13 protein-coding genes are annotated in these 15393 nt (G+C 60.5%); 6 read left to right on the forward strand and 7 right to left on the reverse strand.

Features of this window, described 5'->3' with window-relative positions; all coding sequences use genetic code 11:
* The first annotated feature begins 333 nt into the window (after positions 1-333).
* From Q666_RS37710 to Q666_RS37735, 6 genes are all read left to right on the forward strand, one after another.
* Positions 334-993 (forward strand): DUF2291 domain-containing protein, encoded by a 660-nt coding sequence (locus Q666_RS37710; protein WP_031269513.1) that lies wholly within the window; start codon positions 334-336, stop codon positions 991-993.
* Positions 990-2531 carry a sugar ABC transporter ATP-binding protein gene (locus tag Q666_RS37715; protein ID WP_023001435.1) on the forward strand — a complete coding sequence of 514 codons (1542 nt, stop codon included), beginning with the start codon at positions 990-992 and terminating at the stop codon, positions 2529-2531. Before Q666_RS37710 ends, Q666_RS37715 begins: the two co-directional genes overlap by 4 nt.
* Positions 2532-2544: 13 nt before the next feature.
* Positions 2545-3594, forward strand: coding sequence for an ABC transporter permease (locus tag Q666_RS37720; protein WP_023001436.1), 1050 nt, complete (start codon positions 2545-2547; stop codon positions 3592-3594).
* Positions 3595-3692: 98 nt separating this feature from the next.
* Positions 3693-4640, forward strand: coding sequence for a D-ribose ABC transporter substrate-binding protein (locus tag Q666_RS37725; RefSeq protein WP_023001437.1), 948 nt, complete (start codon positions 3693-3695; stop codon positions 4638-4640).
* Positions 4641-4741: 101 nt separating this feature from the next.
* A complete protein-coding gene (locus tag Q666_RS37730) occupies positions 4742-5599 on the forward strand; it encodes a DeoR/GlpR family DNA-binding transcription regulator (protein ID WP_023001438.1) in 858 nt (285 codons plus the stop codon).
* A 168-nt stretch (positions 5600-5767) separates the two neighbouring features.
* A complete protein-coding gene (locus Q666_RS37735) occupies positions 5768-6748 on the forward strand; it encodes a sugar-binding transcriptional regulator (RefSeq protein ID WP_023014444.1) in 981 nt (326 codons plus the stop codon).
* A gap of 19 nt (positions 6749-6767) precedes the next feature.
* Here Q666_RS37735 and Q666_RS37740 read toward each other — a convergent pair whose 3' ends face one another.
* The 7 genes from Q666_RS37740 to dhaL all read right to left on the reverse strand — a co-directional run bounded on the left by Q666_RS37740 (position 6768) and on the right by dhaL (position 15378).
* Positions 6768-7712 (reverse strand): sugar kinase, encoded by a 945-nt coding sequence (locus Q666_RS37740; protein WP_023001440.1) that lies wholly within the window; start codon positions 7710-7712, stop codon positions 6768-6770.
* A gap of 23 nt (positions 7713-7735) precedes the next feature.
* The gene (locus Q666_RS37745) at positions 7736-8695 is read right to left on the reverse strand and encodes an ABC transporter permease (RefSeq protein WP_228148166.1); all 960 of its coding nucleotides are present in this window, start codon (positions 8693-8695) and stop codon (positions 7736-7738) included.
* A gap of 56 nt (positions 8696-8751) precedes the next feature.
* The gene (locus Q666_RS37750) at positions 8752-10356 is read right to left on the reverse strand and encodes a sugar ABC transporter ATP-binding protein (protein WP_023001442.1); all 1605 of its coding nucleotides are present in this window, start codon (positions 10354-10356) and stop codon (positions 8752-8754) included.
* A gap of 78 nt (positions 10357-10434) precedes the next feature.
* Positions 10435-11436, reverse strand: a complete 1002-nt coding sequence (locus tag Q666_RS37755) for a substrate-binding domain-containing protein (RefSeq protein ID WP_023001443.1) — start codon at positions 11434-11436, stop codon at positions 10435-10437.
* A gap of 80 nt (positions 11437-11516) precedes the next feature.
* A complete protein-coding gene (locus tag Q666_RS37760; RefSeq protein ID WP_035907770.1) occupies positions 11517-12497 on the reverse strand; it encodes an ABC transporter permease in 981 nt (326 codons plus the stop codon).
* A gap of 131 nt (positions 12498-12628) precedes the next feature.
* Positions 12629-14716, reverse strand: a complete 2088-nt coding sequence (locus tag Q666_RS65425; RefSeq protein WP_023001445.1) for a bifunctional sugar-binding transcriptional regulator/dihydroxyacetone kinase subunit DhaK — start codon at positions 14714-14716, stop codon at positions 12629-12631.
* Positions 14716-15378, reverse strand: a complete 663-nt coding sequence (dhaL, locus tag Q666_RS37765) for a dihydroxyacetone kinase subunit DhaL (RefSeq protein WP_023014445.1) — start codon at positions 15376-15378, stop codon at positions 14716-14718. Before dhaL ends, Q666_RS65425 begins: the two co-directional genes overlap by 1 nt.
* Between the last annotated feature and the right edge of the window lie 15 nt (positions 15379-15393).

Below are 15393 nucleotides of genomic sequence, written 5' to 3' on the forward strand. Positions count from 1 at the left end.
CATTGGGAGGCATGCAGCAGGCATTTCTCCCGGTGCGAGGGTGGGAGCAGCGTTCGCAGGAACGGGACCCTCAAACGAAAAAGCCGCGCAAGCGCGGACTGGGAGGAGAGCAATGGTTTTCACGTTAGAAATGGCGGCCGCCCGGAAGCGCATCGCGGATCAATGCCGCACGCAGCACCGGGCATTTGCACATCCAGTTGCGCATAGCCGCTAAGAACGTGCTGAACGGGCGCGGTTAACGGGCGTCCGACACATCCAGCTCCTGACACGAGAAGAACATGCCGGCCGCAAGCCTTGTCGCGGCCGAACAAGAATTGCATGCCGGAGGAAGATATGGCCAAGGTCGAAACAGCAGTCGGCGGCGCCTCAATCGTGAAGCCCAGCTATGGAAAGTGGATCGCGGTCGCGATCGCCGCTGTAGTGGCCGGCGCCATAGTCCTGGATACCAAGGTCGTGCGTGTCGGCTCCGAGAGCGACATTCGGCAACAGGCTTTTTCACCTGACGTCTACGGCGTGGACACTTTCCCGCGTATTCGCGACTTCGTTGCACAAAAGGCCGTCGAAGCTAGCGAGATCGGAGCCCTGGCGCTTTCCGACAAAGCAAAGCTGGCCGAAACCTACGGCACGGCTTCGTCTACCGGCTCGATCATTCCGGTGAAGTTCGAAGGTGTCGTCGGCGAAGGAAAGTCGGGACTTTACAACGTCACGATCGACGGTGTGCCGTCGGAAATCCGGGTTCGCGTCCAGACGGGTCCTGCCATCAACGGCACGGATCTTCGCGATGTTCCGGGGGATATCGCCTTCGGCGATTTCAAGAACCAGATCGAGTATCAGAACGCCGCTTCCGCCATCAACCGGGCAATGAAGCAGGTGGTGCTTGAAGGCCTCGACACGAGCGCCCTCACCGGCAAGACCATTCAGGTCACCGGCGCGTTCCGCCTGATCAATCCCAAGAACTGGCTGGTAACACCGACGGAGGTCACCGTTCGATGAACGCGATCCATCCCGTTGCCGCAGTGGAAGACGAAGTCGTGCTCGCCGCGCGTAATGTCGCCAAGTCCTACGGTGCGATCCAGGCTCTGAAGGGCGTCAACTTCGACATTCACCGTGGCCAGGTCACCACCCTTTTCGGTGAAAACGGCGCCGGCAAGTCGACCTTGATGCGCATCCTGTCCGGCATCACGACGCCGACGACGGGTGAAATCATCCTGGATGGCGCACCGATCACCTTTGCCTCGGCTACCGAAGCCCGGGACAGAGGCATCTCCATCATCCACCAGGAGCTGAGCCTGGCGCCGAACCTTTCCGTGCGGGACAACATCTTCATGGGCCGTGAAATTCGCGGACCGATGGGGGTCGACTTCGCGGAGGAAGAACGCCAGACGCGAGCGCTGATGGTGGAGCTGGAAGAGGATATCGACCCGCTGACGCCGGTTGAGGATCTGCGCCTCGGCCAGCAGCAAATCGTCGAAATTGCCCGTGCGCTTTCATATGACAGCCGCATCCTGATCATGGACGAGCCAACCTCTGCCCTGTCCGCCTCGGAAGTGGAAGTGCTGTTCAAGGTCATTCGCGATCTGACGAGCCGCGGCGTTTCCATCGTCTATATTTCCCATCACCTGGAAGAAGCGCTCCAGATCACCGATCACGCGGTTGTTCTGCGGGACGGCGTGATGACCGCCTATGCGCCACGCAGCGACATCGACCTGGAATGGATCGTCCGCAACATGGTGGGCGAGAACTATGATCTAGGCTCACCACCGACCGGTTACGAATTTGGCGAAACCGCCCTTTCCATTCGCAATCTGACCGTCGCCGACCCGTCAGGCGCGGATTACAACGTGGTCGACGACCTGTCGCTTGACGTGAAAGCCGGCGAGATCGTCTGCATCTACGGATTGATGGGCGCCGGACGCACCGAACTTCTGGAAACCGTCGCCGGGCGGTTGAAGCAGGAGACGGGAGACATCCTCCTGAACGGCGGCAATGTCTCGCCCCTCTCTATCGGCCAGAGAATTGCCAACGGTCTCGCGCTTGTACCCGAGGATCGGCAGAAGGACGGCCTCGTCCAGACAATGACGGTCGGCCAGAACCTGTCGCTTGCCTCCATCATGGATTTCACGCGCGGCATCTTCACGTCCAGAAAGCTGGAATCCGATCTCATCGAAACCAGCATCCGCAAGGTCACCGTCAAGACCTCCGGACCGGACGCGGCGATTGGCTCGCTGTCTGGCGGCAACCAGCAGAAGGTCGTGATCGGCAAGATCCTGGCCACCGAGCCGAAGGTGATCATGCTCGACGAGCCAAGCCGCGGCATCGATATCGGCGCCAAGGCGGAAGTGTTCCGGCTCTTGGCCGAACGTGCCCGCGAAGGTCTGGCCGTCATCTACTCGACCTCGGAAGTCGGCGAATGCCTGTCCATCGCCCACCGCATCATCGTCATGCACCGGGGCCGGATCTCGGCGGAATTCGATTCAACCATCAGCAAGGAAAAGATCATGGCCGCCTCCGGCGAAGCCGTGGTCGCCTGACGGAGATCAGATCATGAGCGTTACGAGCGCCAACACGCAACCGGTCGCCAAGAACCGCCAGTCCCGCGAGCACAATATAGGACGGCTCCTTCTCGAAGGCCGCGCTTTCTTCGCCCTTATCGCGATCATTGCCGTTTTCTCGTTCCTGTCGCCGCATTATTTCACGGTCGGGAACTTCCTGATCATGTCCTCGCATGTGGCGATCTACGGCATTCTGGCCATCGGCATGCTGCTGGTGATCCTGAACGGCGGCATCGACCTTTCGGTCGGCTCCATTCTGGCCCTGTCCGGTGTCATTGCCGGCTTCCAGATGCAGGGCATCGTTCTGGATGCCTTCGGCGTCATCGTCTATCCGCCGGTCTGGGCGGTGGTCGTCATTACTTGTGTCGTCGGGGCGCTGGTTGGCGCGGTCAACGGGATCCTGATCGCCTGGTTCCGCGTTCCGGCTTTCGTGGCAACGCTCGGCGTCATGTATGTCGCCCGCGGCATCGCCCTGTTGATGACCAACGGCCTCACCTACAACAACCTGTCAGGCGATCCTTCGCTTGGAAACACCGGTTTCGACTGGCTTGGTTTCAACCGTCTGTTCGGCGTACCGATCAGTGTTCTGGTGCTGGCGGCACTTGCGATCGTTGCCGGCCTGATGCTCAGCCGTTCCGCCTTCGGTCGCTGGCTCTACGCTTCCGGCGGCAATGCCCACGCGGCCGATCTTTCCGGCGTCCCCGTCAAGAAGGTGCAGGTGTCGGTCTATACGCTCTCCGGCATTCTTGCGGCCATCGCAGGTCTTGTTCTCTCGTCCCAGCTGACATCCGCTGGCCCGACCGCGGGAACGACCTACGAGCTGACCGCAATTGCTGCTGTGGTGATCGGCGGTGCAGCCCTGACCGGTGGCCGAGGCACCGTCCGAGGCACCATGCTGGGTGCCTTCGTCATCGGCTTCCTGTCCGACGGCCTCGTGATCATCGGCGTCTCGTCCTACTGGCAGACCGTCTTCACCGGTGCCGTGATCGTGCTCGCCGTCCTGATGAACTCCATCCAATACGGCAGCGCGCGGAAGAAATAGCCACTGCCTCGAACAGATTTCGCCGCTCCCGGAGGACTTAGGGAGCGGGAATACCCGCCAATTGGCGACCCCCATTCACGCTAAGGGAGGAATACTCGATGTTGAAATTTACCAGACGGACCCTGCTTGCCGCTGCCGCCGTCCTGCCGATGATTGCAAGCCCGGCTCTTGCCGACGGCCTGATCTCGATCATCGTCAACGACCCGGCCAACCCCTACTGGTACACCGAAGGCCATGTTGCAAAGGCGACTGCGGAAGAGCTCGGTTACGAGGCACAGGTCAGCGCCCATAAAGGTGACACCAACACCGAAAGCACCCTGATCGACACCGCGATCACCAACCAGTCCAAGGCAATCATTCTCGACCCGGCCAATGCAGACGGTTCTGTTGGCGCGGTGAAGAAGGCCGTGGCCGCCGGCATTCCGGTGTTCCTCATCAACGCTGAAATCAACCAGGAAGGCCTTGCCCAGGCACAGCTCGTTTCCAACAACGCCCAGGGCGCTGCAATCGGTGCGCAGCAGTGGGTGGAAGCGGTTGGTGAAGAGGGCAAATACGTCGAGCTTTTCGGTGCGCCGTCCGACAACAACGCAGCAACCCGTTCCAACGGTTTCGAAACCGTGCTGACCCAGTACCCGGATCTGGAAAAGGCAGCACAGGAAGTCGCCAACTGGGACCGTACCCAGGGCTATCAGAAGATGCAGTCCATGCTTCAGGCCAATCCGGACATCATCGGCGTCATTTCCGGCAACGATGAAATGGCTCTCGGCGCCATCGCTGCCTTGAAGGAAGCCGGCAAGCTTGACCAGGTGAAAGTCGGTGGCTTTGACGGTTCGCCGGACGCGGTTGCTGCCATCCGTGCTGGCGAACTTCAGTACACCGTGCTGCAGCCGGTTGCTGTCTTCTCCGCTGAAGCAATCCGCCAGGCCGACAAGTACATCAAGACCGGCTCCACCGGCGCGGAAAGCGAAAAGCAGCTCTTCGATTGCGTGCTGATCACGGCCGACAACGTCGACAAGGTCACGGCAGCCTTCACCCTGACCCAATAATACCTCCCCACCTGACGGAGGCATCGCAAGGTGCCTCCGCTTTTTTCCGGGCAACCGGACCGCAACGCTGCCACTTTGCCAAATTCAGACTTTGACGTTAAGTGAAGCTGATCGAGCAGCAGCAGAAGCGACACAGCGTGGCATCGGACAACACCAGTTCCCCCGGAAACCGGGCCAACCTTCCCACCGACAGCCGACAGGCGCGCCAGATTGCGCGCAGGCGTTTGATCGCCGACTACGTCAACAGCCGCCAGAGTGCGCGCATCGACGAGATTTCGAAACGCTTCGGCATCAGCCTGATGACGGTCCATCGCGATATCGACACGCTGGTCGAGGACGGGCTTGTCTCGAAGTCCCGCGGTGTGATCACCTCCAGAACCAGTGCTGCTGGTTTAGCTGAACCGGCTGATACCACGGCAACTGACGCCGGCGACTATCAGGCGATCGCAGCGGCCGCTGCAGATTTGATCCAACCCGGCCAGACCGTTTTTCTCGCAGGCTCCCCGATCCTGAGGCACACAGCCAGGTACCTCGCCAGCAAGGTGCCGCTCACCATCGTGACCAACTCCCTCGATCTGATGAACGATTTCCGCGAACTTCCCGATATTTCTCTCATCGGGCTCGGCGGGACTTTCAAATCCTGGTCTGGCTGTTTCCACGGTCCGCAAACAATCCGCGAAATCAATGACATCGATGCGGATGCGGCGATTGTCTCTGCGGATGCGATCTTCGAGGAAAAGACCTTCTACGAGACAGAAGAAGACCTGGCCGTTCGGAATGCGATGCAGGAAAAGGCCAAGCGGATCATCCTGGTTGCCAGCCATGGGATGTTCGACAAGAAGGCCTTTTACGGTGGCAACGATCTTCGTGACTATGACGCGGTTGTCGTGAATTCCGCCGTTCCCCCGCTGCTTGTCGACCGAATGCTGTCCAGAAAAATCGACGTCCGGCTTGCCTGAGATCCTCTCGACAATTCTTGTCTCCAGACAATCGTAACATTGTCGTCTTTTGTTGCAACGAAATGACAAATGTTACTTAATGTTGCCAAAAGTCAGATTCACTAATCGGCGGATTGGACTATCGGCCGAAATCGTGCAATTCAGATCGGCAACAAAGGGGGAGCGGTCATGACAATGGAACCGTCTCGAGAGGTCAATCGCCGCGTACCTGCGGAGTTTGACGATGTCGTCGTCTGGGCAGCCTGGCTCTATTACGAAGAATCGCTCAACCAGAGCGACATTGCCGGCATCATCGGTGTCTCGCGCGCAACCATCGTGAACTATCTTCAGGAAGCACGAGAGCGGGGTGTCGTTCGCATCGCCATGGATGCGGGCGTCATGGCACGTTCCGATCTCTCACGGGAGATATGCGAACGCTTTGGCCTCAGCGAAACGCTGGTGGTGCAGCATCAACCCGGCGCGGATGCCCAGACACGGCTATTGACCCTTGGTGCAGCCGGTGCGCGCCAGCTGGAGCGGATGATCGACCCCGGTGAGATACTCTGTGTTTCCTGGGGCAAGACTGTTCTTGCGGTTGCCGACGCGTTGAAACCCATGAGCGACGTCGACGGGGTCACGGTGGTTCAGGTGACAGGAGCCGCTACCAGCAAGCGCGACTTTTCCGCCGAACTCTGCACCGCAATCATGGCCCGTAAGCTTGGTGCGATCAGCATGAACCTGAATGCACCCGCAGTTCTGTCCAGCGCAGACCTATGCCAGGCGCTGCGACGTGAACCTGCCCTCGAACGCCAGTTCGACATGATCCGGCAAGCCCGTACGATCGTTTTCGGGCTCGGCGGCCTTGGTCCGGAAAGCACCATCCGCTTTGCCGACATCGCGACGGACGAGGAAATCGACGCTTACGGTGAAGACGGTGCGAAAGCCGTTCTGATCTGCCGGTTCCTCGATGAGGAGGGCAATCAGATCACGCGGGAATTCGACAAGCGCATGATGGGGATCGAACTCGACGAACTGCGCGCCATTCCACGCCGGCTTTGCGTGGCAGGCGGATTGTCAAAGCTCGAGGCAATCCGCGCAACGCTGAAGGGTGGCTATGCAACCCATTTTGTCACCGACCTGGAAACGGCGCGGGCCCTCCTCAAGGGCTGAGGCCCGCGCGTTCTGTTGGTCAGGCAAGAACCTTTGCCGAATTCATGAAGTTGACGGTGTCCTCGAAGCTCTTGATGCCCGCGTCAGACCCGAGCCCCGTCGCCACAAGCGCCGCCGAGGCCTGCGCAAAGTTCAGCGCAGTCTTCAGATCCATCTTGTGATGAAGGGCCGTGATGAACCCGGCATCGAAGGCGTCGCCGCAACCGGTCGTATCCACGACGGAAATCTCGAACGCAGGCTGGCGGACAAACTCGCCCTTGTGATCCATGAAGCAGACGCCGTCACCGCCGAGCGTGAAGACACACTGCTTGACGCCGCGATCCAGGAAAAAACGTCCTGCTTCCTGGATGTCGTCTGCACCGGAAATCAGACGGGCTTCTTCGATCGACGGCATGAAATAATCGACATGCGGAAGCAGCGGCAGGAGCAGGTCGATTGTGTTTTCGTTGGCTCCCAGCAAATCGAAGGTGACCATGCGGCCACGTTTCTTGGCTTCCGCCAGAAGTCTCGCGCTCGGCTCGCCGTCCAGTTTGGCCAGCAGTCCGGTTCCACCCAGGTGAATGATTGACGGCGCCAGCACGGCATCAAGCATGTCGGCGGGGACATCGAAATGATCGGACGCGCCGCGCTGGTGCAGGGCCGGACGGTCACCGTTACGGCGCACGTTCAGGATGGTTGCCGACGTCGGTACGCCCTCGAGCCGCTGCATCAGGCTGGTGTCGACCTTGAACCGGTTGAGCGTTGACAGCACGAAGTCGGCCTTTTCATCGTCGCCGACGGCTCCGACGGCCAGGCAGTTCAGCCCGAGTTTCGCCAGATCGATCACCGTACCGCCTGCGGTACCGGCAACGGTCAACCGAATTTCGTCGATGAACTCGACGTTACCGCCCTCGGGGATCGCATCGACTGGCCGACCGAGAACGTCAAGAATGTAAAGGCCTATGACAGCAGCATCGTGGCTCATTTTTCCTCCCGGGAAAGTATGTTTCAGGCGCGGTTGCGCAATGCGAAGATCGTGCCCGCCAGCAGGATGAAGGCGCCGATGATGGCGAGCTGAAGCGTGCTGGGGATACCGATGAAGACAAGAACGTTGCTGACCAGCGTGATCAGGACAACGCCGAGCAGTGTGCCGACCACGGTTCCCGAACCGCCGGTGATCTTGGCGCCGCCGAGCACCACTGCCGCGATGATTTCCAGTTCCATGCCTGCAAGGTCGAACGGGTTGGCAAGCCGGTTCGAAGCGACATGCACGATACCAGCGACACCAGCCAGAAGGCCGGCCCAGCCGAAGACGAACAACCTGACATAGAACAGATTGAACCCGAGGCGCTCGGCAATACCCGGATTGCCGCCAGCCGCGAAGATCGCCCGTCCCATGAGCGTTCTTTCGAGGATGAACCAGGTCGCAAATGCCGCGGCCACCAGCACCAGCACTGTTGCCGGCAGGGTCGAGATCACACCATTGGTGCCATGCCACGTGATCAGCGAGGCTTTCCCGAAGCCATCCATCGCGGCCGGAATATTCATGAACAGGGCCGTTCCGATGAACGTCAGCAGGAAACTGCGAATGAAGTACTGGGTGCCGATGGTGACGATCAGCGAAGGCGTGCGCAGCGCATGGACCAGAAGCCCGTTGACCACGCCGAAAGCAGCTCCTCCGGCGGCGGCCAGCGGTAGGATCACCCAGATCGGCATGCCCGGAAACACATTCGTGACCAGCATGGTCAGCGCGTACATGACGAAGGCTGCTATCGCGGTAAACGATACATCGATCCCGCCGGCGGCAAGAACGGCAAGCACGCCCATCGCAAAGATGCCGCGGACCACCGAGGCTCGCAGAATGTCGAAGAGATTGTTGACCGCCAGAAAGTCCGGATTGGCAATCGCAACGCCGATCACCGTCAGGATGACGAGTGCAAGCGTGAACAGCTCCGGTCTGCGGCCCATCAGATCCCAGATGCGCTTGAACACGCCGGGTCCGCTGTTGGTAAGGGTCATGTCGGTCACTGTGCGGCTTCCTCGTCCATGTTCGCCGACGCTTCCGACGTCGGGCCTGCAGCCATTGTCTGGTAGATCCCGTCTTCATCGACCTCTTCGGCCGCATAGTCGGCGACGATCCCGCCCTGTCGCATGACGAGAATGCGGTCGCAGTTCTGCAGCAGCTCGGGAAGGTCATCGGAAATGATCACGACAGCCATGCCGTCGTCCGCCAGACGCTGAATGATACGGAAGATCGTGTCCTTCGAGCCAACATCGACGCCGACCGTCGGGCCGTGCAGCACAAGAAGGCGTGGTTCGATGGTGAGCCAGCGTCCGATCAGAACCCGTTGCTGGTTACCGCCCGAAAGCGATTGCACCGGCACCGTGACATCGGGCGCGACCACCTGAAGATCAGTGATCTGGTCTTCGGAGAGCTTGCGCGCCTTGCGCTGGCTGATCATTCCGAAGAAGTTGCGCAGCCTGTTCAGCACCGGCAGCGTGACGTTGTCCTGAATGGATTTCTCCAGGAAGAGGCCTTCGGTCAGGCGATCTTCGGGAACATAGCCGACGCCTTCCCTGATGGCCTCAGCCGGTGAGCGCAGGGCAACCGACCGGCCGTCCAGACGGATCGTGCCGCGTTCTGCCGGGACGACACCGGAAAGCGCGAGGGCCAGCTCGTTGCGGCCGGAATCCAGAAGGCCGGTCACACCCAGAATTTCACCCTTGCGCACCGTGAACGACAGGTTCTTGAAGGCACGTCCCTGGCTCAGTCCTTCGACCTGAAGCAGCGTATCGCCGATTTTCGGCTCGGTACGATACCGGGCCTCGGAAATCTCGCGACCGGTCATCAGATGACCTATTTCGGCCTTGTTGGTGGTGGTCACGTCGCGCTCGGCGACCTTCTGGCCGTCACGCATGATGATGGCGTGTCCACCAAGCGACTTCACCTCGTCGAGCTTGTGCGTCACGAACAGGACCGTCACGCCCTTGTCCAAAAGCTTCCGGACCACGGAAAGCAGGTAGTTCACTTCCTGCCGGGTGAGCGAAGTGGTCGGCTCATCCATGATGACGAGCCGTGCCTCTGCGGCAATGGCGCGGGCAATCGCGACCAGCTGCCGGGTTGCAAGAGGAAGCGTGTCAATTCTGCGCGTCAGGAAGGCACGGTCCGTCGGCAGATGAACCTGCTCGAGAGCCTTGGCCGCGGTTTCGTAAAGCGCCCCCAGCTTCAGCCTCCGGGCGAGACTGCCATCTGCTTCCACGAGCTGACCTGTCAGGGCGACATTTTCGGCAACCGACAGATTGGGGAGCAGGGAAAGGTCCTGATAGACGGTCTCGATGCCCGCACGCAGGGCACCGATGGCACCGAGATCGCCTGCGACCTCGCCTTCGGTCTGCACGCCATCGATGAAGATCTGTCCCGATGTCGCCGGTTGGGCGCCAGAGATGATCTTGATCAACGTGGACTTGCCGCAGCCGTTTTCACCCATGAGATGGTAGATCTGTCCGGCATGAAGCGTGACGCTGACATCCTTCAGCGCCTGCACGCCGCCGAACGACTTGCGCACATTGCGGATCTCTAGAAAAGGCGCCGTGTCTGTCTTTTGAGACTGAGCGGGCTGGGGCTGCATGGTGACGTCCTGTGAATTCGATAGGTTCGGGGACGCGGTGTTCCCGCGCCCCCTGTTTTGCAGTCGTGTGTCAGAGCATCAGAACGGGTATTCGCCGTAGTTTTCCTTGCCGACATCAACCCAGGCCTGACCCTGAATGATGATGCCCTTGCCCGGACCCTGGCTCACCTTGACTGAGTTGTAGCCCTGCACGCCGAGGTCGGCGCCATCGGTGATTTCTTCGCCGTTGAGGATCTTTTCCGAAACGACGTTCATCACGTAGCCGGCATCCTTCGGATCCCAGAAGTAGATCCGGTCGACAGCACCGGTCTCCAGGTAAGGTCCGGTGTCCTTGGGCAGACCCAGGCCGAAGACACAGGTCTGATCAGACCGGCCAGCTTCCTCGATCGCACGGCCGATGCCGATGACGTCGATTGCGGAGGAACCCTGGAATCCCTTGATGTCCGGATAGGCGCGCAGGATTTCCTTGGCCTTCTCATATGCCTTGTTGGCATCGTTGAAGGATTCGTTTTTCGCAGCAACCAGTTCCATGCCCGGATACTTGGCTTCCGCGTTGGCCGCACCGGCATCAACCCACTGGTTGTGCGTCAGGCTGCCGAGCGAGCCGACGAAGGTCGTCCACTTGCCTTCACCGCCCATGCATTCGGCCAGACCTTCGTTGATCTTGGTGCCAAATGCCGCGTTGTCGAAAGCTTCGATGTCGGCATCCGCGTTGACGATGCTGTCACCTTCATGGGCGATGACCTTGATGCCACGGCCCTGTGCACGGCGCAGCACGCCTTCCAGTGCGGACGGATCCATCGGCACTACCGCGATCGCGGAAACGCCCTTGGCAACCAGATCCTCGATGATGCGCGCCTGCTGAGCGGCATCGGCCTGTGCCGGACCGATCTGGGTGGCGTCGATAGCCTCCTTGTCCGCATTGAAGGCATCGACGCCTTCGTTCATGCGGATGAACCAGTTTTCGCCGGTAACCTTCACGACCGTCGTGATGGTCTGCTCGTCTGCAGCCAAAGCCGGGCCGGCAAGTATAGTGCTCAGGACGAGCGCGCTTCCAGCCAGTTTCTTGACTGATTTCATAGTCTTTCCTCCACGGTTTTTTAAAAGGGCTGTTCATTCTTGCGCCGCCCGGGATGCCCTCAGGCCCGCGGCGCATCCGTTCATTGCCTTGATGGCAACCAGATGCTGAAGTTCACGCGAGCCGAGGCCAGCAGGGCGAGCAGAAGGACACCCCAGGCAAGGTCGCGGAAGAAGTTCGAGATTCCGAGAAAGTTGAACAGGCTCGACAGGATCTGCAGCGCCGTTGCCGCAAGAAGAACGCACAGCACCTTGCCGTATCCGCCTTCCGGCTTCACGCCACCCAAAACCGCAATCAGGATCGCGATGAGGACATAGGAGCTGCCGTAATCCCATTTGACGGACAGATTGCGTGAAGCGATGACGACACCCGCGATAGAGGCCAGAATTCCGCAGATCGTATAGGTGATCACGATCATGCGGCGGGCCGGAATACCGCCATAGTGAGCGGCCTTGGCATTCGACCCGAGCAGCATCAGCTTCACGCCGAAGGGCGTATAACGCAGGACATAGGCAATCAGCGCGGCCACCACGACAAACAGCGTGAAGCACAGGGGAACGCCGAGAACGGGCAGGTTTCCGAAGCTGTCGAGCGGCGGAATATATCCGAGGCTGAGCGCCGATCCGTTGGTCAGCCAGACGGCGACACCGGTGAACAGCAGCTGGGTGCCGAGTGTCGCGATCAGCGGCGTCAGACCGGCAAAGGCGATGACTATTCCATTCAGAAGACCACCGACGAGACCGACCGCAATTGCAACGCCGGCGAACGTCCAGGAGAACAGCAGCGGATCGTCACCCGGCACGATAAGCGCACGAACGACCAGAAACGAAACGATGCCGGAAAGATTGGCCAAGGCGATGCCGGAAAGATCGATGCCGCCGTTCCCGGAGATCATGGCCAGGGTCACGCCAAGCGCCAGCAGGCCGAGCTCCGGTACCTGGGCAGCCATGATCTGCAGGTTATAGCTGTCGATAAAATTGGCACCTGCAAGCAGGGCACCGGTGACCAGCACGATCACATTGATCAGCGCCAAAAACACCGTCTGTCGGTCAGCTCTAGGCAACAATCTTTCCTCCCAGGGGCCGGAGCGTTTGCACCCCGGATCGTTAATTGTATTTAGACAAGGGTATCTGACAAATGTCAATCACTCTGATTCAAGGTTTGACAATTCACCTTTAACCCATTGTCTTTTCGTCACTTTCCACCCTTCTGCTCACCGAGTTCCGTCAGTGCAGGAGTGTGGCAGGGATGGTCGAGAAGGGTGATAAGCTCGTCGTCCAGCTTCATCAGCGAGAGCGACACTCCCTTCATGTCCAGCGAGGTGAAATACGGTCCGACGAAGGTGCGGTGAACGCCGATGCCATGCGCCTTCAGACGCTGGCGAACGCGGCGTGCCAGAATGTAGAGTTCCATCGTCTGGGTGCCGCCGAGCGAGTTGATGAGCAGCGCCACGCGATCGCCGCGCACCGGTGCCATCTCGCTCAGAATGCGGTCCAGAAGCAGATCCGCGGCATCATCCGCCTTGACGATCTTCTGCCGCATCACACCGGGTTCACCGTGGATGCCAACCCCGATCTCCATCTCGTCCGGACCGACCTCGTAACTCGGCTGACGGGTATCGGGCAGCCTTACCGGCTCCAGGGCCAGACCCATCGTGTAGGTACAGTCGGCCGCGCGCCGCGCAACGATTTCGCAGGCCTCGAGCGAGGCATTGAGATCTGCCGCAGCCCCCGCGATCTTGAAAACGAAGACGTTGCCGGCAACACCCCGGCGCGACCCGCGGGCATCCGGTGGTGACGAGGCGATGTCGTCTGTCGTCACAACCTGACGAACACGAATTCCCTCCGCCGCTGCCATTTCGGCAGCCATGTCGAAGTTCATGACGTCACCGGAGAAGTTTCCGTAGATATAAAGAAGCCCGGCATCGCCATGAACTGCACGGCTCGCAGCCAGAATCGGATCAGGCGGCGGCGCGGCAAAGATGTTGCCCATGACGGCAGCATCAGCGCAGCCCTGGCCGACATAACCCCAGAACCCGGGGTCATGGCCCGAACCGCCCCCTATGACGATGCCGACCTTTCCGGACCTCGGCCCGTTCCGCGCCATCACGGCACGATGGGTCCCGGGCACCTTGGCAAGCAAGGGTTCATGCGCCAGCAGAAGACCGTCGATACTCTCGTCGACAATGTCCCGTGCTTCGTTGATCAGTTTCTTGTCGCCGCCGTGATGGACGCGCGGTGCAGCCCCGTCGACAACAGGGGCCGGGACTTGCGAACGCCGCTTCGGCTCCTGCCAGCCATCCGCCGTGAGCACACCCCTTGCACTGGCCGCATCGGTGATCAGCACGTTGACGTATCCGCCGCGCAGCGCAGCAAGGATCGCCGAAACCTTTTCAATGCCGCCGGCAACGGCAATGCGCTGCGGGATTGCCCGCAACGCTGCAAGATCAAGGCCGATCGTCCGATCGTTGACCGGACCGATGACCGGTTCCCCGCGTGCCGAGATGAAGCGCCCGCTGACGCTGCCGACCGCGTCCTGATAATGCGCTTGCTGGTCGACCCCGTCGAGAAAGCCGCTTGTGTGAATTGTGCTTTCCGGGCGCATCGACGAAATGCCCATCACGATGCGATTGGCTTCCGAAAGAACAACCATCTGCTCGGACAAGACGGTTTCGGCCAGCAGCCGTTCGCGCATTTCCGGCGAAGATACGATGGCAGGTGCCGACAAGGGCACCCAACGAGCCCCAAGCGCTTCGGCAAGGCGGGCGGCGCAGGCCTCCGGGGTCCAGGGTATACGCGCGGTCGTGCTGCCGGACGCCTGAACGACGCGAATGTCGGCAAGGCCCGGATGGTGCAATTCCTCGGCAAGGGACAGAACAGACCGGCCCCAGGCCACTGCAATCGTATCGCCGGCGCGCACCAGCCTCTTGAGCACCTGCGCACCTGCAGCGCCGAGCCGTTCGAACAGCGAACGATCACCGCCTTCGCTGGGGATGACCAGGCAATCCTGCAGGTTGAAGCGGTCCTTCATGGCCTTTGCGATCATGACCGAACGGAAACGATCCGGTTCGATCTCGATATTGACCAGCCCACGCGTGCGCGCATCGGCCAGATAGGTATTTACCGACGCCCGGGAAAGCCCCATGAGGTTGGCGATGTCCGCCTGGGTCATGCCGTCTTCGTAATAAAGCCAGGCAGCCCACAGCAGCGGATCGTCACCGAACCGCATCGGCATTTCACTCAGGACGGCCTTGTCGGGTTTCCCGCCGGAACGCTTCACCATCAGCTTGCCTCCCCTTGCAGGAGGTTCGCGAGACCCTCGCGCAATGCGGCAATGATGATGACTGCGGAGGCGGCTCCCGGGTCGACATGCCCGAGGGATCTTTCACCCAATCTTGCGGCCCGGCCGACGGAGGCGACCATGGCGCGCGTGGCTTCTCGCCCTTCGCTCGCCGCCTCCAGCGCGGCATCGAGGCAAGCAACCGGGCCTGCCCCGTTCTGCTGTGCTTCTGTTACGGCACGCGCAGCCGGCCCCCAGGCGTCCAGCATAGTCTTGTCGCCAGGGGTCGCCTTGCCCCGTTGTGCAATCCCGTCGCAGAAGCAGACGACCATCTCCGGGAGACGATCCACCGGAATATCCTGCTGCGCATCAAAGGCCTGACCAGCCCGAAGGAAGGCACTGGCATAGAGCGGGCCGGTTGTCGCACCAACGGCATTCAGGAACGAGCGTCCTGCAATCGGCAACAGGGCACCGGCCTTCACGTCCTGGTTTGCAGCCTCAACGCATGCGGTAACGACCGCGGCAAATCCGCGTGCCATGGTGTTCCCATGGTCGGCATCACCGATGGCGCCATCCAGGGCACCAAGTTCGGCACTTGCTTCGTCGATCCGCATCGAGACGATGCGGAGCAATTCGGTCATTTGCGTTGCGTTGAGGTTTGTCATGGTTCGTCTGCTGCT

It is taken from the genome of Labrenzia sp. C1B70 (assembly GCF_000475395.1).
In the GTDB taxonomy this organism is placed as follows: Bacteria; Pseudomonadota; Alphaproteobacteria; order Rhizobiales; family Stappiaceae; genus Roseibium; species Roseibium algicola.